General features: G+C 69.9%; 16 protein-coding genes, 1 tRNA gene and 1 pseudogene. 8 read left to right on the top strand and 10 right to left on the bottom strand.

The window, feature by feature from the left end:
- Window positions 1-12 precede the first annotated feature (12 nt).
- From ACIBQ8_RS26165 to ACIBQ8_RS26145, 5 genes are read left to right on the top strand one after another with little or no spacing between them, the layout of a single operon-like run.
- On the top strand, window positions 13-1431 hold the full coding sequence (locus ACIBQ8_RS26165) for an FtsK/SpoIIIE domain-containing protein (protein ID WP_397193189.1): 1419 nt from the start codon (window positions 13-15) through the stop codon (window positions 1429-1431).
- Window positions 1428-1631, top strand: coding sequence for a hypothetical protein (locus tag ACIBQ8_RS26160; protein WP_397193188.1), 204 nt, complete (start codon window positions 1428-1430; stop codon window positions 1629-1631). Before ACIBQ8_RS26165 ends, ACIBQ8_RS26160 begins: the two co-directional genes overlap by 4 nt.
- Window positions 1628-3241 carry a replication initiator gene (locus tag ACIBQ8_RS26155; protein WP_397193187.1) on the top strand — a complete coding sequence of 538 codons (1614 nt, stop codon included), beginning with the start codon at window positions 1628-1630 and terminating at the stop codon, window positions 3239-3241. Before ACIBQ8_RS26160 ends, ACIBQ8_RS26155 begins: the two co-directional genes overlap by 4 nt.
- The gene (locus ACIBQ8_RS26150; RefSeq protein ID WP_367804214.1) at window positions 3238-3429 is read left to right on the top strand and encodes a helix-turn-helix transcriptional regulator; all 192 of its coding nucleotides are present in this window, start codon (window positions 3238-3240) and stop codon (window positions 3427-3429) included. The genes ACIBQ8_RS26155 and ACIBQ8_RS26150 overlap by 4 nt, the downstream gene beginning before the upstream one ends.
- On the top strand, window positions 3426-4811 hold the full coding sequence (locus tag ACIBQ8_RS26145; protein ID WP_397193186.1) for a tyrosine-type recombinase/integrase: 1386 nt from the start codon (window positions 3426-3428) through the stop codon (window positions 4809-4811). Before ACIBQ8_RS26150 ends, ACIBQ8_RS26145 begins: the two co-directional genes overlap by 4 nt.
- 246 nt (window positions 4812-5057) lie before the next feature.
- Here the strand turns inward: ACIBQ8_RS26145 and ACIBQ8_RS26140 are convergent.
- Window positions 5058-5142: transfer RNA gene (locus ACIBQ8_RS26140), tRNA-Tyr, on the bottom strand.
- 87 nt (window positions 5143-5229) lie between these two features.
- Entirely contained in the window at window positions 5230-5910 is a 681-nt protein-coding gene (locus ACIBQ8_RS26135; protein WP_397193185.1) for a sulfotransferase family protein, read from the bottom strand.
- Window positions 5911-6138: 228 nt separating this feature from the next.
- Here ACIBQ8_RS26135 and ACIBQ8_RS26130 point away from each other — a divergent pair, with 228 nt between their 5' ends.
- Both ACIBQ8_RS26130 and ACIBQ8_RS26125 read left to right on the top strand, forming a co-directional pair.
- Window positions 6139-6630, top strand: a complete 492-nt coding sequence (locus tag ACIBQ8_RS26130; RefSeq protein ID WP_397173056.1) for a YajQ family cyclic di-GMP-binding protein — start codon at window positions 6139-6141, stop codon at window positions 6628-6630.
- Window positions 6631-6732: 102 nt separating this feature from the next.
- Window positions 6733-7203, top strand: a complete 471-nt coding sequence (locus tag ACIBQ8_RS26125; protein WP_397193184.1) for an NUDIX hydrolase — start codon at window positions 6733-6735, stop codon at window positions 7201-7203.
- Between the two features lie 153 nt (window positions 7204-7356).
- On the opposite strand, the gene htpX is transcribed toward ACIBQ8_RS26125, so the two are convergent.
- The 7 genes and pseudogenes from htpX to ACIBQ8_RS26090 all read right to left on the bottom strand — a co-directional run bounded on the left by htpX (window position 7357) and on the right by ACIBQ8_RS26090 (window position 16021).
- On the bottom strand, window positions 7357-8208 hold the full coding sequence (gene htpX / locus ACIBQ8_RS26120) for a zinc metalloprotease HtpX (protein WP_397173052.1): 852 nt from the start codon (window positions 8206-8208) through the stop codon (window positions 7357-7359).
- 180 nt (window positions 8209-8388) lie between these two features.
- Complete coding sequence (locus ACIBQ8_RS26115; protein WP_397193183.1) at window positions 8389-9939, bottom strand: NADH-quinone oxidoreductase subunit N; 1551 nt, start codon at window positions 9937-9939, stop codon at window positions 8389-8391.
- A complete protein-coding gene (locus ACIBQ8_RS26110; RefSeq protein WP_397193182.1) occupies window positions 9936-11579 on the bottom strand; it encodes a NuoM family protein in 1644 nt (547 codons plus the stop codon). The genes ACIBQ8_RS26115 and ACIBQ8_RS26110 overlap by 4 nt, the downstream gene beginning before the upstream one ends.
- The gene (locus ACIBQ8_RS26105; protein WP_397193181.1) at window positions 11576-13519 is read right to left on the bottom strand and encodes an NADH-quinone oxidoreductase subunit L; all 1944 of its coding nucleotides are present in this window, start codon (window positions 13517-13519) and stop codon (window positions 11576-11578) included. Before ACIBQ8_RS26105 ends, ACIBQ8_RS26110 begins: the two co-directional genes overlap by 4 nt.
- Window positions 13520-13680: 161 nt before the next feature.
- Window positions 13681-13977: pseudogene (gene nuoK, locus ACIBQ8_RS26100) on the bottom strand (NADH-quinone oxidoreductase subunit NuoK); the annotation flags it as partial.
- Window positions 13977-14537 (bottom strand): NADH-quinone oxidoreductase subunit J, encoded by a 561-nt coding sequence (locus tag ACIBQ8_RS26095; protein WP_352322488.1) that lies wholly within the window; start codon window positions 14535-14537, stop codon window positions 13977-13979. The gene ACIBQ8_RS26095 and the pseudogene nuoK, both read right to left, overlap by 1 nt.
- Window positions 14534-16021 (bottom strand): 4Fe-4S binding protein, encoded by a 1488-nt coding sequence (locus ACIBQ8_RS26090; protein ID WP_397193223.1) that lies wholly within the window; start codon window positions 16019-16021, stop codon window positions 14534-14536. The genes ACIBQ8_RS26095 and ACIBQ8_RS26090 overlap by 4 nt, the downstream gene beginning before the upstream one ends.
- 315 nt (window positions 16022-16336) lie before the next feature.
- Here ACIBQ8_RS26090 and ACIBQ8_RS26085 point away from each other — a divergent pair, with 315 nt between their 5' ends.
- The gene (locus ACIBQ8_RS26085) at window positions 16337-17572 is read left to right on the top strand and encodes a serine/threonine-protein kinase (RefSeq protein WP_397173045.1); all 1236 of its coding nucleotides are present in this window, start codon (window positions 16337-16339) and stop codon (window positions 17570-17572) included.
- Window positions 17573-17879: 307 nt separating this feature from the next.
- On the opposite strand, the gene ACIBQ8_RS26080 is transcribed toward ACIBQ8_RS26085, so the two are convergent.
- Window positions 17880-18824, bottom strand: coding sequence for a hypothetical protein (locus tag ACIBQ8_RS26080; RefSeq protein WP_397193180.1), 945 nt, complete (start codon window positions 18822-18824; stop codon window positions 17880-17882).
- Window positions 18825-18870: the final 46 nt, after the last annotated feature.

Here is an 18870-nt window from a genome sequence, read left to right as displayed (position 1 = left end):
GGTTCCAAGCTTATGTTCAAGCGGCTGCCTGGCGACGAGGCGCGCAACCTCGTCACCACCACGCCCGACACGGCCGTCGTCTTCCGCCCGGCCGTCGTCACCACTCCCGCCATCCTCACCATCGTCATCCTCACCGGACGCATGCTCGCCGGGCTCGTCCGTACGATCTGGCGTCACCCCATCGCGGCCCTCGTTCCGGCGGCTCTCGGCGCTGCCTGGTACTTCTACGGCTGGCCGTTGGCGGCGTCCTTGGCCGGGACGGTCGTCTTGGCCTTGGTCTCGTGGGCGTTCCTCGACCGGCCGTCGTTCGCCCGTCTCGCTGGTTACCGGCTGCTGGCCTGGTGGCGGCTCGTGTGGGTCTACCGCCGGCACTGGCAACCCGTCATGATCGTCTCCGGTCTCGGCCGTCACCTGCGGGGCCGTGACTACGTCCCGCGCCTGGGCAAGGTCACGTGCACCTCGTGGGCCGACCTGGTCACCGTACGCATGCTCAAGGGTCAAGCGGTCAAGGACTGGTCCGACCGAACCGACCACCTGGCCCAAGGCTTCGGCGCGAAGTCGTGCCGGGTGGCGCTGTCTCACGCTGGTCGGCTGACGCTGACCTTTCCGCGCAGTGATCCACTCGCCTCGCCCCTCTCGGCGCTGCCTATACCGCAGGAGCCGACCGTGGGGCCGGTCGAGATTGGCAAGCAAGAGGACGGGCGGCCGTGGCGGCTGAAGGTGCACGGCACCCATGTCCTCGTCGCGGGCGCGACCGGGGCCGGCAAGGGATCGATCATCTGGTCCGTCATCCGCTCCCTGCTCCCCGCCGCCCGTGCGGGCCTGGTCGAGCTGTGGGCGCTGGACCCCAAGCTGATGGAACTGTCCTACGGCCGCGACCTGTTCGGCCCGCGTTACGCGGCCACGCCGGAAGAGTGCGCCGACCTGCTGGACGAGGCCGTGAGCGTCATGCAGAAGCGGGCGGCTCGCTTCGCCGGCCTCCAGCGCTCCCACTCCCCCACCGTCGATGCCCCCTTCGTCCTGGTCGTGGTCGACGAGGTGGCGTTCCTGACCGCCTACCAGTCCGACCGGCAACTCCGGCAACGCATCTCCGCCGCGCTGGCCACGCTCACCACGCAAGGCCGCGCAGTCGGCGTCGGCGTCCTGGCCGCACTCCAGGACCCGCGCAAAGAGGTCATGAACATCCGCAACCTGTTCCCCGACAAGATCGCCCTGCGGCTGGACGAGTCGGAGCAGGTGGACATGGTCCTCGGTGACGGCGCACGTGATCGCGGCGCGCTCGCTGACCACATCTCGCCGGTTCCGGAGCTGGGCGCGGGCGTCGGCTACGTCCGGCTGGAAGCCAGCCCCGAACCCGTCCGAGTCCGCGCCGCCTACGTCTCCGACGCCGACATCCGTGCCATGGCCGCTCAGTTCGGGGAGGCCGCGTGAAGATCTGCTTCCACGGGACGGCCGATGAGATCAGCCTGGTCGCCGCCCGTCCGCTGCTGGTCCTGCTGACCGCTCGTGACCTGCCCCGCATGCGCGTCTTCGAGCTCTACCACTCCCGCATCCACGCTCACCCCCAACTGGGGCACTACCGCCTCTGCGCCCTCATGACCGAGACCACCGACGAAGGGAGGACCGCGTGACCCATCCGCACGACCGCGCACTCCCCCGGGCCGTACGTCAGGCCATGCCAGTGGCCCGGGACGTGCTTGTGGAGGTCGCCAAGCAGCACGGCGTCTGCATCCGGCCCATCCCGCTCAAGCGCCTCGACACGTACACCGGCAAGTGGGAGATCATCGACGTTCCGTGCGGGGCCACCTTCGACAGCAAGTGCCCGCCGTGTGCCAAGCGCAACAAGCAGCTCCGCAAGGCTCAGTGCCGCGAGGGCTGGCACCTCGACAGCGAACCCGCGATCACCCCGGACGAGCCGAACGAGGAACAGCGCTGGCTGGTCGAGTTCCGCGCCGATGTCCACGCCCAGCGCGAGGCCGCCGAGAAGGCCGGCCACGACACCACCGAGTTGGACCAGCTAATCAGCGGCCTGGACGAGGAGATCAATGCCGCCGGGATGCGCGGCAACGTCCTCGGTCGTACCACCGCGAAGCGCTCTCGCTCCACGCGGCGGCGGCAGGACGCGCCTGACCTGCCCAAGCGCAAGATGGCCCACACCACCCTGGGACGTACCTTCCAAGGCACGGACGGCAAGGTCTACCGACCGTCTCTGTTCGTGACGCTCACCCTGCCCAGCTACGGCAAGGTCCGCGACGGCGTACCGCTCGACCCGGACGCCTACGACTACCGGCGTGCCGCTCGGGACGCGCTGCACTTCTCCAAGCTCGTGGACCGGTTCGTGCAGAACCTGCGCCGGGTCGCGGGTTACGACGTCCAGTACTTCGCCTCGGTGGAACCTCAGAAGCGGCTCGCCCCACACCTGCACATGGCCATCCGCGGCACCCTCCCCCGCGCGGAGATCAAGCAGATCGCGGCGGCCACCTATCACCAGGTCTGGTGGCCCCAGGCCGACGAAGTCGTCTTCGACGGTGACCACCTGCCCGTCTGGGACGAGCAGGCCGGCTACCTCGACCCGGCCACCGGGGAAGTTCTGCCCAGCTGGGACGAAGCCCTCGACGCCCTCGACGAGGACGCGGAACCATTGCACGTCATCCGCTTCGGCGAACAGATCGACGTCCAAGGCGTCTTGGCGGGCACCCCGGACGCCGATCAGTGCATCCGGTATCTGTCCAAGTACCTCACCAAGTCCCTCGGCGACGCCCTCGACGGCGGCCATGCCCAGCGCGAGCACGCCGCCCGCATGCTGGACGCCCTCCGCTACGAACCCTGCTCGCCTACCTGCCCGAACTGGCTCCGCTACGGCGTCCAGCCCAAGGGCGCCAAGCCCGGCATGCAGCCCGGCCGGTGCCGTGGCAAGGCCCACAAGCCCGACCACCTCGGCTACGCCGGACGGCGCGTCCTGGTCTCCCGCAAGTGGAGCAACAAGACCCTCGCCGAGCACAAGCAGGACCGCCGGACATGGGTCCTGGAAGCCCTCGGCCAGGCCGACGAACCCACCGACCCGCATCGCTACATCTGGCGCCCCGTCCCGGCCGGCGACGCCAACGTACCGCCGTTGGCCGTCCGGCTCCTCCGCTCCGTACACGAACGCCAACGCTGGCGCGCTCATCTCCGCGAGCTGGAGGCCAGAGCAGCCGGACAAGATCTTTCGGCAACCGAGGACATGGGGAGGGCCGCATGACCAAGCACGACGAACTCCTGACCGTCCGCCAGGTCCTCAACGAACTCGGCGGAGTCTCCCGTCGCACCTTCTACCGCTGGCGCGAGATCGGCAAGGCACCACACGGCATCCGCCTGCCCAACGGCGAGCTCCGCATCTACCGCAGCGAACTCAACATCTGGCTGGAGTCCTTGAGGGAGGTCGCGTGAACGCCTCCTACGACGTGAAGTTCTGGGACATCCGCCCGAACAAGTCCACGAAGCCCGGCGAGAACCGCAAGACGATCTCCTACACCGTGCGCTGGACCGTGGCCGGCCGCGAGAAGTCCAAGACCTACCGCACCTCGGCTCAGGCGAAGAACTGGCTCTCTGACCTTCGCCAGGCCGCCAAGACGGGCGAACTGTTCGACCTGGAGACGGGCCTCCCTCAGTCGATGATCAAGGCGAAGGAGGCCCGTACCGTCTACGCCTTCGTCAGGGCGTACATCGACATGAAGTGGCCGCACGCGGCGGCCAAGACGCGCGACAGCATTTCTGACGCTCTCGCCACGGCCCTGCCCGCTCTCACGAAGGACCGCCCCGGCCGTCCGGACGCCGAGATCTTGCGTACCGCGCTGCGCAAGTACGCTCTCCTGCCTGAGACCAAGCGTCGTCCGGATGTGCCGTTGGAGAGCAGGCAGGCGCTTCGGTGGCTGGAAGGTGCGTCGCTCGACCTGACCGACCTGAACGAGACCAAGACGGTACGCCTGGCGCTCGACGCCCTCGCCCTCCGTCTCGACGGCAAGGCCGCGAGCGCCAACACGGTCCGCCGCAAGCGGGCGGTCCTGCACGCCGTTCTGGAGTACGCGGTGGAGCTGGAGGAGCTGCCCGTCAACCCCGTGCACAAAGTCAAGTGGAAGCCCCCCAAGACCACGGAGACCGTAGACCCTCGGGTGGTGGTGAATCCCCGCCAGGCGGAAGCGCTGCTGACTGCAGTTGCGTCCGTGGGCGGACGGGGCCGCGGGCGTCGGCTTCAGGCCATGTTCGCGTGCATGTACTACGCCGCCCTCCGCCCCGGCGAGACGGTGGCGCTCAGACAGCAGGACTGCCATCTTCCGGCAACCGGCTGGGGCCGCATCCTCGTGGATGTCTCCCGCCCGGAGGTCAACGTCCAGTGGACCGACACCGGCGACGCCCACGAGGAACGCGGGCTCAAGCACCGTGGCCGCGACGATGTCCGCCCGGTGCCCATCCCGCCCAAGCTGGTTCGGATTCTTCGGCAACACATCCAAGAGTTCGGTGTCGCCGAGGATGGCCGGCTGTTCCGCAGCGAGCGTGGTGGAGTCGTGGCCTCGACGGCCTACACGGAGGTCTGGCAAGAGGCCCGGAAGCTGGCCCTGACGCCCGCCCAGTTCGCCTCACCGCTCGCTCGTCGTCCGTACGACCTGAGGCATGCGGCGGTGTCCCTCTGGCTGAACGTGGGCGTGCCCGCTCCGGACGTAGCCGAGCGAGCCGGGCACGGCGTGGACGTGCTCCTCAGGGTCTACGCCAAGTGCCTCGACGGCCAACAGGAGATCGCCAACAAGCGGATTGAGGACGCCCTCCCCGTGTGATCAACCAGCACCACCCAGAAGGGTCCCGGAACGCCACCGGGACCCTTCGCCGTTCCCAATACGTTCCCACGCCCGGCACATCCCGCGAATCCTCCGGATCATGGCCTCCGACCAGGGGAAACGCTCCAAGATCCATTCCGGACATATTCCGGGACCTGCGACAACGGGCCGCTCACGGCGACATCCGGCTGCATACCCCTGAAACGCAGAAGAGGCCCCGAAGGGCCTCTGACCTGCAGCTACTGCTGGTGGCAGGTGCAAGGTTCGAACTTGCGTAGGCTGAGCCGACGGTTTTACAGACCGCTCCCTTTGGCCACTCGGGCAACCTGCCGTGCCATCCGCTTTCGCGGCGACAGACAGAAGAATAGCGGACTTCCGAGGTGTACGTGACACCAGTTTGTCCCCAGCCGGATCGTGGTCACCTGCTGCGCCGGAACAGCAGGCGTCCCATCCCGCGTGCGTGCTGGTCGAAGCCTGCCGCGTCGTTGGTTCTGGGGAAGGGTTCGTCCGGGACGGGTACGCCGAGGAAGTCGCATAGCGGCTGCCAGCCCTGGGCTACTTCGAACACCAGCAGGCGGTCCTGGGGGATGGTGGCTTTGACCTCCTCCACGTGTTCGTTAAAGATCTTCAGCGCGAGTTCGGTGTCGGGGATGCCGCCGCCGAAGACGCGTTCGCTCACGACCAGCCGGGTCATCCGGATGAATGCCGCGAAGTCCGTGTCGAGGAGGCGGGAGAGCGTGGCCATCGTCCGGCCCGACCAGGTGCGGGCGCGGGCCGACTGTTTGAAGATGGTGGCGTTCATGCTGGCCAGCCAGCGTTCCGGGTCGCGGACGGTGAGGATGACCTTGGCGTCGGTGTAGTGCTGGGCGAGTTCGCGCCAGTACGCGGCGGCCGGCCAGTCGACGCAGGAGTCGTACCCCGACATGAGGGTTTCCCAGGTGACCGGACGGCCTTCGGCGAGGTCCAGCCAGCGTCGGATGTGGACGGGATTCTGGAGCACCTCCGTCATGTGGTGACATGGGCCGAAGCCCAGACGTTCCAGCGCGGTCTTGGTGGACAAGGTTCCGGTGCGGCCGAAGCCGGCTCCGATGACTCGCATGATCCCTACCAATACGATCGGAAACTGCGAAATGTGGGCCCACAGGCATGATCCGTCGCCGAGGGCCCGGCATCAAGCCGCCGCACGCCCACGTGGACTGCACGGCGCGCCGATGCTGGCTAGGCTCGTTCGCTGGGTCCGCGCATTCGACGTACGGCGGAGCGGTTTCGCCTACGGCGGAGAGGCGGGATCCCGAATAACGCTTTCACAGCCGAGAGGATGGGTGTTTTGGCCGATTCATCTTTCGACATCGTCAGCAAGATCGACCGCCAGGAGGTCGACAACGCGCTGAACCAGACGGTCAAGGAGATCGGACACCGCTTCGACTTCAAGGGCACCGGGGCGAGCATCAGCTGGTCCGGTCAGGACAACATCGAGATCAAGGCGAACAGCGAGGAGCGCGCGAATGCCGCACTCGACGTGTTCAAGGAGAAGGTGGTCAAGCGCGGGCTCTCGCTGAAGATCCTCGACGCGGGCGAGCCCAGGCTGTCGGGCAAGGAATACCGCATGCTGGTCACCCTCAAGGAGGGCATCGACCAGGAGAACGCCAAGAAGATCTCCAAGCTGATCCGCGACGAGGGCCCCAAGGGCATCAAGGCGCAGATCCAGGGCGAGGAGCTGCGGGTCAGCTCGAAGAAGAAGGACGATCTGCAGGACGTCATTTCTCTGCTCAAGGGCAAGGATCTGGACATCGCTCTGCAATTCGTGAACTACCGCTAACAGGTCGGCATCCGGGGCACATGGCGGCGTACGCGCCTTCTTGTGCCTCGGGCCTGCGTTCGCGTTGGAACGGGCGAATCCGGCATCGTAGGCTCGACCACCGTGACGAAGATCCCCCTGCGCCGCTTCACGGCACGCGTCCTGCCCCTCGACGCGAAAGACCGGGTGCTGCTGCTGCACGGCTTTGATCCGCAAGTGCCGGACGAGCCGTTCTGGTTCACCATCGGGGGCGCGGCGGAGGCCGGGGAGGAGCTTCGGCAGGCCGCCGCGCGCGAGCTGTACGAGGAGGTCGGGATCCGGCGGGAGGTGGAGGAGTTCACCGGGCCGTACGGGACGAGCACGATCGAGTTCTGCTGGTCCGATTATGCGATCACGCAGGACCAGACCTTCTTCGCGATCCGGGTGCACGACGCCGCCGTCTCGTTCGAGCACATGGAGCAGATCGAGAAGGAGACGACGACCGGGCACCGGTGGTGGAGCGCGGAGGAACTCGAGAGCACCGAGGAGACCTTCTTCCCGGAGGACCTGCCGGCCATCCTGAGGAGGATCTCTGCGGCCGGAGAGCCCGGATAGTCCCGGCGTCGCCGGAAGGCCCTGATCGCGGCAGCAAGACCACCCAAGAGCAGGATGACGGGTGAGCCCCTTTCGGGACTCTCGGTCGATTTCGGAGGCCCTGGCGCATTCAGCACGGACGTGTCCCCCCGCACTTCGTACCGGCCGGGAAGGTCAGCGGCGGTAGCCGGCCATGCGCTCCAGCCTCGCCACCCGCTCCGACGTGGGCGGATGCGTCGAGAAGAGGCGGCCGAGGCCGGATCCGCTGAACGGGTTCGCGATCATCATGTGGGAAGCCGACGTGAGACGGCTGTTCTCGGGAAGCGGCAGCCTGCGCGCACCCATCTCGATCTTGCGAAGGGCTGAGGCCAGGGCCAGCGGGTCGCCCGTGAGCCGCGCGCCCGACTCGTCGGCCTGGAACTCCCTGGTGCGGGAGATGGCCATCTGGACCATGCCGGCCGCCACGGGCCCGAGGATCATCATCAGCAGGGCGCCCACGAACCCGGGCCCCTCGTCGTCGTCGGAGCCGCCGAAGAAGACGGCGACGTAGCTGACCCATGTGATCATCGTGGCCAGCGCACCGGCCACGGACGAGACGAGGATGTCCCGGTTGTACACGTGGGACAGCTCGTGCCCGATCACGCCGCGCAGCTCGCGCTCGTCGAGCAACTGGGTCAGGCCGTACGTGACGCACACGGCGGCCTTCCGCGGGCTGCGGCCGGTCGCGAAGGCGTTGGGCTGTACCGTCGGGGAGATGTACAGCCGCGGCATCGGCTGGCGCGCCTCGGTGGAGAGCTCGCGGACGATCCGGTAGAGCGTGGGGTGCTCGACCTCGCTGACCGGCCTGGCCCGCATGGCCGACAGCGCGATGCGGTCGGAGAAGAAGTAGGCGACGCCGTTGCTCAGCAGGGCCAGCACGAGCGCGATCTGCAGGCCGGTGCCACCCCCGAGCCACGCGCCCATCACGATGATGAACGCGGACAGACCTCCCAGGAGGATGGCGGTACGCAGACCGTTGTGGTGCAAGGTCTCCCCCCTTCGTGGTCCGGGTTTCACCTCGTCCAACGACGATGACCCGGTCTATCGTTCCCCGGCGTGCTCAGCTGCGGGCGGAGCGCGACTTACCCCCGTGTCCGCCGGGTAGCGGGGCGCGTTGCGGCCCGGCTGGCCGCAACGGGGACAGCCGGTGTCATGACCTGCTTCCGGTCAGCTCGTGGCCGATAAGGACGTCATGTCCAGCACGAGCTGCGGAGCGAGCGAGAAGAGGATCGCCACGGCCAGGGCCAGGCCGACGGCGAGCCACGCAGGCAGGGACGAGCCACGCAGGCGCGTCTCCCCGGGAGGAGCGAAGAGGCGGGCCGCCCAGGCGGCGTAGTAGTAGAGGCCGATCACGGTGTTGACGGCCATGACCAGCGCGAGCCAGCCGAGGCCGCCCTCGACGATCGTCCGGAACACGAAGACCTTGGCGAAGAGGCCGGCCAGCCCCGGCGGCAGCCCGGCCAGGCAGACCAGGCAGAACGCCAGCGCGATGCCGGCCGCCGGGCTGCGCAGGACGAGGCCGCGATAGTCGTCGAGCTCGTTGCGCGGGGCGGCCCTGGAGACGAGCATGACGACGGCGAAGGCTCCGAGGTTCATGGCCGCGTAGATGACCAGGTACGCGACGGAGGTGCCGGCCGCGGCCTGGGACGTGGCCGCCGTGGCGGCGACCGCCAGCGGGGCCAGGATGTAGCCGGACTGCGCGACCGAGGACCAGGCCAGCATGCGGACGGCCGACCGCTGACGCATGGCGAGCAGGTTGCCCACGGTCATGGTCAGCGCCGAGACGACCGCGATCACCGGCCCCCAGGCGGACGACTGGCCGGCCAGCCCGGCGACCAGGACCAGGATGAGCCCCGCGAACCCGGCCGCCTTGGAGATGACCGAGAGCAGGGCCGCCACCGGGACGGGCGCACCCTGGTAGACGTCCGCCGCCCAGGAGTGGAACGGCACGGCCGCGATCTTGAACGCGAACCCGGCCGCCACGAGGACGACGCCCACCGTGACGACCGCGGGCAGCCCGTGGGCCGTCGCCAAGGCCGTGGAATGCGTGCCCGCCGCCGCTCCCGGCGCCGGGATCCGGCCTCCCAGGACGGCCGCCAGGCGGGAGAGGTGAACCGCACCGGAGACGCCGTACAGGAGGGAGACGCCGAACAGCATGACGGCCGTGGACACGACCGACACGACGAAGAGCTTGACCGCGGCCTCGGAGGCGCGGCCGTCGTAGCGCCTGAGCGCGGTGAGGGCGAACACCGGCAGCGAGACCAGTTCGAGCGCCACCACGAGCATGATCAGGTCGCGGGAGGCAGGCAGGGTCACCGCGCCGACGAGGGTGCACAGCAGCAGGAAGTACCACTCACCGGCCGGGATGCCGCCCCCGGCCAGCTCCGTCATCGACATCAGCACGACCACCAGGGCCGCGACGAGCACCAGCCCCGCGAAGGCCGTCGTGAACCGGTCGGCGACGAACGAGCAGAGCGTGCCCGCTCCCCCGGTCGCGAGATCCGGCGGCACGCAGAACGTCGCCCGGGACGTGCCGCCCGCGGCCTGCGCGATCACGAACCCGAGGGCCACGACGACCCCCGCCAGGGTCACCAGCCCGAGCGCGGTGCGGGTGCGCGTCGCGGCGGGCAGGAACACGTCGAGCAGCAGCACGAGCCCGGCCACCACCGCCAACGCCAGCGGCGGCGCGATGACGAAGTAGTCGATCTGCTGAGTCATGGCAGGGCTCCCAGCAGGGTCTGCGCCACCGGCGTGGTGAGTGAGAGCAGGAGACCGGGCCAGAGCCCGAAAAGCACGATCAGGACCACCAGCGGGGTCCACGCCGCCGCTTCGTAGGACCGGAGGTCGTCGATGCGCTGCGTGGGGTTCCCGGCTTCGAGCGTCGCGGTCGCCGGCCGCCCCGCGAGCGACTCCGCCGAGCCGAGAGGCACTACGGGACGTTCGTCCGGAGTCTCCCCCTCCGGCTGGGGCTCCCGCTGCCGCGCGGCTCCCGACGGGCGGCCGTGGGTGACGCGGGACAGCATGAGCACGAAGTACGCGGCCGTCAGGACCGCCCCAAGGCCGCCGATCACCATGTACGTGCGGAAAAGCGCCCGCGGCAGGCCGCTCGCCGGCTGGAACGCCCCCAGCAGCGCCAGCATCTCCCCCCAGAACCCGGCCAGGCCGGGCAGCCCGAGCGAGGCGATCGCGGCGAACGTGAGCACCGATCCCAGGCGCGGCATCGTGGCCAGCAGACCGCCGCCGAGGCTCGGCATGTCGGCCGTGCGGTAGCGGTCCTTGATCCCGCCGGCGAGGAAGAACAGCAGGCCGGTGATCAGACCGTGGGCGACGTTCGCGAACAGGGCGCCGTTGACGCCGACCGGGGTCAGCGTGGCGAAGCCGAGCAGGACGAAACCCATGTGGCCCACGGAGGAGTAGGCGATCATGCGCTTGAGGTCACGCTGGGCCAGGCACGCCAGGGCGCCGTAGACGATGCCCGCCACGGCGAACGCCCCCAGCCACGGCGCCACCGCCGTCGCCCCCTCGGGGAGGACGGGGATGGCGATCCTGGCGAAACCGTACGTGCCCATCTTCAGCAGCACTCCGGCCAGCAGCACCGAGCCGACGGTCGGGGCCTCGGTGTGGGCGTCGGGCAACCAGGTGTGCAGGGGCCACATCGGCGTCTTGACCGCCAGCCCCACACCGATCGCCACGAACGCCAGGATCTGCACGGACCTGGACATCCCTGCGCCGTGTGCCGCGGCCAGCTCGGCCATGTCGAGCGTGCCGGTACGCGCCCAGACGAGCAGCAGGCCGAGGAGCATCACGACCGAGCCGAGCAGCGTGTACAGGATGAACTTGACCGACGCCGCCCGCCGCCCGGCGCCGCCCCAGATGCCGATCAGGAAGTACATCGGGATCAGCACGATCTCGAAGAAGACGAAGAAGAGCAGCAGGTCGAGGGCGAGGAACGTGCCGATCATGCCGACTTCGAGCACCAGCAGCGTGAACACCAGCGCCCTCGGCCTGTTGCCCAGGAAGCGGCCGGGCGTGCGGGGCCGGCCCCAGGACAGGTAGCCGAAGCAGAGGAACGTCAGCAGCGCGGTGAGGACGATCAGCGGCAGGGAGATGCCGTCGACGCCCAGGTGGAACCGGAGCCCCAGGCCGGGGATCCACGGCTGGTCGAGCGCGAACTGCAGGCTCGTCGGCCGCCCGTGGTCGAACGTGGCCGCCATGACCAGGGCCAACGTCAGCGTGATTCCCGACAGGATCAAGCCGTACGTGCGCAGGACCGGGCGGAGCGCGCCGGGGGCGAGGAGGAGCACGAGCGCGCCGAGCAGGGGCACGGCGAGCAGCGCGACCGACAGCCAGCCCGTCATGTGAGCATCACCGCCCCCACCGCGATCAGGATCACGCCGGCGAGAACGCCGCTGACATAGAGCTGGACGTTGCCGTTCTGGGCCAGGCGCAGCCATCCGGACAGGCCGCGGGCGGTGCGGCCCGACCCGCGGACGGCGCCGTCCACGACCACGTCGTCCGTTCTGACGACCAGCCGGGCCAGGGCCGTGATCGGGCGGACGAACAGCGCCGCGTAGACGTCGTCGACGTAGAAGGCGCGCTCGCAGGGCACCCGTAGAGGGCCCAGCAGGCGTGCCGGGTCGGTGACGGGATCGCCGCGCCAGACGGCATAGACGACGCCCGCGCCGAGCAGGGCGAGCACGACGCTGATGGCGGCCACCCCCAGGTCGACGTGCGGCCGACCCGCGAAGCCCAGCAGCAGGGCGGGGACCGCGAGGAGCACGACGGGCACGAGCATGGTCCTGGGGGCCTCGGTGACGTCGACGACGTGGGCCGTGCCGGGCTCGGGCTCGGGGAGCGCCACCACCCGCGGCGGCCCGAAGAAGGTGCGGAGCCAGGCTCTGGTGGCGTACGCGCCGGTGACGGCGACGGTCGCGAGGGCGCAGCCGTACAGGAGCAGGGCGGCGGCGTCCGTGAGGCTGCCGCCGGCCAGCGCGCCGTCCATGGCCGCCAGGACGCCGTCCTTGCTGAAGAAGCCGCTGGCCGGCGGGAGGCCCATCAGAGCGGCGAACCCCACCGTCATCGTTGCGAACGTGACCGGCAGCTCACGGCGCAACCCGCCCATCTGAGTCATCAGGTTGGAGCCGACGTGGTGGATCACCACGCCCGCGCACAGGAACAGCAGCGCTTTGAACGCCCCGTGGGTCACCAGGTGGAAGATCGCCGCCCGGTCGGAGCCCGCGGCCAGGCCGCCGGCCATGTAGGCGAGCTGGCTGACCGTGGAGTAGGCCAGCACGCGTTTCAGGTCGTCCTGGGCGAACGCGGCCAGTGCGGCGCCCAGCATGCCGATCGCGGCGATGACGGCCAGGACGTCGAGCGTGGGACGGGCGGCGAGGAAGGCGGGAAAGAGCCTGGCCACGATGAAGATGCCCGCGGCGACCATGGTGGCGGCGTGGATCAGGGCGCTGATCGGGGTCGGGCCGGCCATGGCGTCCGGGAGCCAGGTGTGCAGCGGCACCTGGGCGCTCTTGCCGGCGACGCCGCACAGCAGCAGCATGGTGGCCGTCGTCAGGGTGGCCGCGGACAGGTCGGGCACCTTCGCCAGCACGTCGGCGACGCGGAAGCTGCCCGCCGCCGTGCCGAGGACGAAGATGCCGAACAGGAAGCCGACGTCGCCGAGCCGGGTGACGAGGAACGCCTTGACCGCCGCGCGCGAATTGCCCCGGTCTTCCCACCAGTGACCGATGAGCAGGTAGGAGCACAGGCCCATGATCTCCCAGCCCACGTAGAGGACCAGGAGGTCGCCCGCGTAGACCACCAGGAGCATGGCACTGGTGAACAGGCTGATGAACGCGCTGTAGGAGGGGTAGCGGGGATCGTCTTTGAGGTAGCCGACCGAGTAGACCTGCACGGCGAGCGCCACCAGCGTCACCAGGACGCCGAGGACGGCCGACAGGTCGTCGGCCAGCAGGGTCAGCGAGATCGGGACGCCGCCGGTGACGATCGAGCCGTACGTGCGGCCCACGGGCTGTGTGGGGGCGCCGCCTTCGAGGAACGTGAAGCCCGGCCCCCAGGCCAGCCAGAGAGCCAGGACGGCCGACGCCGCGGTCGGGATGACGGCGATCCAGGCGGCTCGGGTGTTGCCGCGTTCGCCGGCGGTCTTCTCGGCCGCCGCCAGCCGCGCGCGGCCCGGTGGTTGTCCCTGGACAGCGGGGCGGCCGTGCGGCCAGCGGGAGAGCAGCAGGCCTGTGGCGGCGGCGATGGCCGGCAGCAACACGGCCAGCAGCGGGAACGTCGTCACAGCTCGCCCCCTCGCCCGGCGCGGTGGTCGTCCGAGAGGGGCCGGCCCGAGCCGGCCGGACGGTGGTCGTCGGGAGAGGGCGGCATGGTGTCAGCGGCGGGGGTGGCGGTCGGGCGGACGCCGCTCGGGACCAGGTCAGGGCGTTCGTCGGCAGGCTCGGACAGCTCACGGAGGTGGTCGAGGTCGACGGTGCGGCGGTTGCGGTAGAGGGCCAGGACGATCGCCAGGCCGAGACCGACCTCGGCGGCGGCGATGACGATGACGAAGAGGGTGAGCACCTGGCCGCTGTGCAGCCGGTCGCGCAGCCACACGTCGAACGCCACCAGATTGAGGTTGACGGCGTTGAGCATCAGCTCGACCGACATCAGCACGAGGATCGTGTTGCGCCTGGCCAGCACGCCGTAGACGCCCACGGAGAACAGCAGCGCGGAGACGACCGCCGGGTAGACGATGTGCACTAGTGACCCCCGGTCTGATCGGGCGGCGAGCCGGGAATGTCCGTACGGGACAGCACGATGGCTCCGATCAATGCGGCGAGCAGCAGCACGGACAACGCCTCGAACGGCAGCACCCAGGTGGCGAAGACGCTGGCGCCCAGTTCCTTGGCCGCCCCCTGGCCCGGCGTGAGCGGGGTGTACGCCGTGCGGAAACCGTCGATCACGACCGTGACCAGGACCGCGGCGGTCGCCACCGCCACCAGGGCGGCCACCGGCCGGTTGCCGCTGTCGAGGTCGGCGGAACGGCCGATCGGGGCACGGGTGAGCATGATGCCGAACAGCATCAGGACCACCACCGCGCCCACGTAGATGAGCACCTGGACCCAGGCCACGAACTCGGCCGTCAGCACCAGGTAGCCGCCCGCGAGCGCGCCGAAGGAGACCACGAGCCACAGGGCGGCGTGGACGAGTTGCCGGGTCGTGACGACGAGCAGCGCCGATCCAACCGCTACCGCTCCCAGCAGCAAGAAGACGATCTCTTGCCCGGTGGGTGACAGGTAGGAGGGCACCGCCTCGGTCACGACTCCTCCTCGGACTCCTCTGTGTCGTCAGGGCCGAGCCGCCCCGGCGGTCGGATGGACCTCGGGTCCGCCATCCGGCGCCTGCGGGGGCTCGCGGAAGAAGTCTGCTCGTCCGGGCCGGGTTCCGGAGACGGTTCACCCGCGCCTGTGGAAAACCCGTTCGAGGGCGGCTCGCCTGTGGATGAAGGCGTTCCCGGCGGGTGCTCGTCCGGGGCTGGGGTGCCCTGGCCGGGCGGGCGGCGGTTCGGCTCCTCGCCTGCCGGAGCTGCGGCGTCGTCCTCATGGACGCGCGGCGCGGCGCCCTCCGCCGCGGGGGGAACATCGCCTTCCGTCACATCTGACGGGCTTGCCGCTGTCGGTGGTTTCGGGGGCTTTGTGTCGGACGGGCGAGTGTCTTCCGGTTCCTGGCCCTGTGCGGGGGCGGGAGTTGCGGAGGACGGCTCGGACGGCTGCGGGCTGGGCGGGAGAGCGCCTGGAGGACGGATGCCTCGTACGTTGGACATGGGCCTGCGCGTGCGCTCGCGGCGGCCCGCGGGGGGCGGAGGCGCGGCCGGGCCTTCGCCGGGGGCGGCCTTGGGAGCTTCCGCGGAGCCGGCCTTCTCACCTGCCCGCTCTTCCCGGTCGGCGCCGGCACGCTCTTCGACGCCTCCGGCCGACGGGCTCGCGTCGGTGCGCCCAGAAGGCGGAGTCGCGGCGGCCCGTCCGGCGTCACCTGCTGCGGCGCCCTCGGGGGCAGGGGCGGCTTCCCCGCCTTCAGGACGGCGCGCTGCTTCGGTGCCGGGAGTTGCGCTTGTGGCGGAGCCCGCGTCGGGGGTTGCGCTCACGGCGGAGTCGGGGCCGAGCGTCGATGTGGTGCCGGTCTCGGAGTCGGCGCCCGGCGTCGCACCGGAGGCAGCCGCCCCAGGTTCTCCGCTCCCCGGTGGCACGGCTCCCGGCTCGGTGGCGCCCTCGCCCGGGACGCCCGTCGCTCCCCTGCGGGCACGCTCGCCCTGCGGGGCCGCCCCCGGTCGCGCGGTGCCCGTCCCCAGGGGGGCCGCTGCTTCGCCCGTGGCGTCCGCCCGCTCTCGCGGGGCGCGGCGCCCGGCTCCGGCGGGGCCGGGGGCCTCAGGCGCCGCTCCGGGGCGGGTGGTTCCGGTACGGGCGGCGGGACGGCGAGGGGCCGCCGTGAGCTCCTTGGGAGGTTCGGCGCCGGGATCGTGGGCGGGCGGCGGCGGGACGGTCTGGGTCCACGACGCCAGCTTGTCCTTCTCGTGAAGAAGGTTCCGGATGTCACCCTCGGCGTACTCGAACTCCGGAGACCAGAAGAGCGCGTCGAAGGGGCAGACCTCGATGCAGATGCCGCAGTACATGCACAGCGCGAAGTCGATGGCGAACCGGTCGAGCACGTTGCGCTGACGGGGACGCCCGCCCTCCGGCGCCGGGATCGTCTCCTTGTGGGAGTCGATGTAGATGCACCAGTCGGGGCACTCTCGGGCACAGAGCATGCAAGAGGTGCAATTTTCCTCAACGAGGGCGATGACACCTCGACTGCGCGGCGGAAGAGCCGGCTTGACCTCGGGATACTGCTGGGTGACGGATTTGCGCAGCATGTGGCGAAGAGTGATGGACAACCCTTTCGCCAGTCCGACTCCCGGTATCCGCGCCATGGTTCAACATCATGACGTACTTGGCGGCGGAGGTGAATGAGCCAAGACCGTTGTCCCCAGTTTTTCCACAGCCGTCCACAGGTTCGGTGGAAGTTATCCACAGGCTGGATGACTGTCCGATATGAACGACTGCATGGCGATAGTCTCTCGGCCATGCCGTACAGCCATCCGGTCCGTCCCAGCAGCGGGGCGTGGGCGGCCGCCATCGGGTGGGCCAGCCTGGCCCTCATCTCGTGCGGGCTGGCGACCCCGTTCACGATCGGGTTCGCGGCATTCTGGCTGCGGAGCACCTGGCAGGCCATCGGGGCCTGCGTCTACCTGGTCCTGATCGGCTCGTTCGTCATCGCCATCATGCTGTACGAGGACTTCGACAACATCCCCGAGCCGATGTCGACTTTGATCTCGTTCGGGTTCGTGATCGCCTGGATCGGCGGGATCGCCCATTCGGCCGTCCTGGTGCCGGCGATGGCGCGGGCGCGCCACCGGCCGCCGGTGCACGCGCAGGCCACCGTACGCACGCAGGCGCCCATGCACGCCCCCGCCCAGACGCCCGGGCCGCAGCACCGGCCCGCCGACCTGCATCAACGGACCACGGCCCCCACCCATCAGCAGCATCGCGGGCAGCCGGAGTGGATCGGGCACTACCGGGTGCTGCACCAGCTCGGGCGCGGCGGGCAGGGCGCCGTCTACCTGGCCATGGCGCCCAACGGGGCGCGGGTGGCGGTCAAGGTGCTGCACGACCTGGTCGACGAGACGGCCCGCACCCGGTTCGCGCGGGAGGTGGACGCGGCTCGGCGGGTCGCCACGTTCTCCACAGCCCGGGTGCTCGATGTGAACATCAACGGGCAGCACGCGTACATCGTCTCGGAATATGTGGAGGGGCCGTCGCTGGAGCAACTCGTACGGCGCCACGGGCCCCGCGACGAGGACGGCCTGACGCGGCTGGCGTTATCCACAGCCGGAGCGCTGGCGGCCATCCACAAGGCCGGGGTGGTGCATCGTGACTTCAAGCCGAGCAACGTCCTGATCGGGCACGACGGGCCGCGGGTGATCGACTTCGGGATCGCCAGGGCGCTCGACCGGATGACCATGACGTCCGGGAAGATGGTGGGGACGCCGCCGTACATGTCGCCGGAGCAGCTGACCGGGGAGCCTGTGGGGCCGGCGTCCGACGTGTTCAGCTGGGCGGTGACGATGATGTTCGCGGCCACCGGGCGTCCGGCGTTCGGCGAGGACACCGTGCCTGCCGTCTTCAACCGGGTGCTCACGTTCCATCCGGACCTGTCGCCGCTGCCGCCCGCCTTGCGCGGCGTGGTCGGGGCATGCCTGAACAAACGCCCCGAGGAACGCCCTTCGGCTTCGGACGTGATGGTCGCAATCGTCCACTAACGGCCGATCGCCCCCGTACAGGCCGGCAACTGCCACACAACCGACCACAGACGGCTTGACCACCGCTCACCCATCGCCCACCGGTGGCTACGACCGAGCGGCCACCCACTGGTAACTCCACCGAACGACCGCGAACCGGTGATCGCCGTAACACCACCGAAGGCGAGTGGCCGCCGCCGTACAACCGCGGACCGACGATCGCCGCCCAGCCACCGAAGACCGGTGGCCGACCAATAGCCACCGCCAACCTGGAGGCCGTCGTGGTCTGGCCGGAGGGTTCGGGGAGGGCGGCGCGACGGTGGAACGGTCAGGGAAAGGCTTGGGGGGAGTGGGTGGTGAGGGTGAGGTATTCCTCGTGGGAGACCCGGTGCATCGCCAGCCCCAGCCCGTGCCGTTCGGTGAAGCGGTGGAGCGAAGCCGGGGGCCAGCGGCCGGGCAGGTGGAGCAGGGGGTTCCCTGCGGGGTCGAGGAAGAAGACGCCGCACAGGTCGTCGTGGCGGTACCGGAGGAGGCTGCTGCCCGGTTCGACCGGAAGTTCGGCGACGACCTCCGAACGGCGGTACACCGACAGCGTCCGGGACGACTTCATCCGCAGGTACGGCCCTCCAGGCAGCCCCACGACCAGACCACGCCTCTCCTGCCACCGATGCACCCCGCCCAGCACAGGCCGTACGACGAGCAGTGCGGGACTGAAAGCCACCACCAGCCATTTGGCCTGGATCAGGTCCGTCAGGAAATGGCCGACGGTCGAGAAGCCGCGCCAGGCGCCCCACATTCCGGCAGCCCCCAGATACACCATCAACGCCAGCCCGGCGATTCCCGCGCACACCCCCAGCGCCATGTCCCATCGGGCCGTCCGAGGCGCCGGAATTCCGCGGATGCGTTCCCAGCCGGGGGCGCGGGCGGCGAGGATCCGGCGCGCCCGTCCGGAGCTGTCGTCCCGGCCGTCGCGGAGCGGGATGCCGGCCTTGGCGGCGAAGTCCCGCAGGTGGGGTGGGTCCCAGTCGCCGGGGAGGTCCAGCAGGACGAGCCCGTCGGGGTCGAGGGCGGCGACCCCTTTCAGGAAGCGCGACCTCTTCCCGGAGCCGTCCGTCGAATAGTCGTAACGGTAGAGCGACGCGGGCGACAGGGTGGTGGAACGGCCCCTGGCTTCGTCGGTGACGGTCAAGGTGCGGCCGTCGGAGGTGAGGCTGACTTTCGGGCAGCGGGCGCCTTTCATCGCACCCGCGACGGGCAGGATTTGCGCGTTCACGAATCGTCCCCTTCATTTGGGGCCCCCTATGCCGGATACGACGGAT

Source organism: Nonomuraea sp. NPDC049646, assembly GCF_044465525.1.
Taxonomy (GTDB): Bacteria; Actinomycetota; Actinomycetes; order Streptosporangiales; family Streptosporangiaceae; genus Nonomuraea.
Note: the sequence above shows the minus strand (reverse complement) of the source record. Positions and strands in the feature narration are given on the sequence as shown.

Excerpts from the sequence above, each read along its gene's own strand:
- ACIBQ8_RS26165 (WP_397193189.1), top strand. The coding sequence starts at position 13 with ATGTTCAAGCGGCTGCCTGGCGACGAGGCGCGCAACCTCGTCACCACC.
- ACIBQ8_RS26150 (WP_367804214.1), top strand. The coding sequence starts at position 3,238 with ATGACCAAGCACGACGAACTCCTGACCGTCCGCCAGGTCCTCAACGAA.
- ACIBQ8_RS26135 (WP_397193185.1), bottom strand. The coding sequence starts at position 5,910 with ATGCGAGTCATCGGAGCCGGCTTCGGCCGCACCGGAACCTTGTCCACC.
- ACIBQ8_RS26115 (WP_397193183.1), bottom strand. The coding sequence starts at position 9,939 with ATGACTCAGCAGATCGACTACTTCGTCATCGCGCCGCCGCTGGCGTTG.
- ACIBQ8_RS26110 (WP_397193182.1), bottom strand. The coding sequence starts at position 11,579 with ATGACGGGCTGGCTGTCGGTCGCGCTGCTCGCCGTGCCCCTGCTCGGC.
- ACIBQ8_RS26090 (WP_397193223.1), bottom strand. The coding sequence starts at position 16,021 with ATGCTCTGTGCCCGAGAGTGCCCCGACTGGTGCATCTACATCGACTCC.
- ACIBQ8_RS26085 (WP_397173045.1), top strand. The coding sequence starts at position 16,337 with ATGCCGTACAGCCATCCGGTCCGTCCCAGCAGCGGGGCGTGGGCGGCC.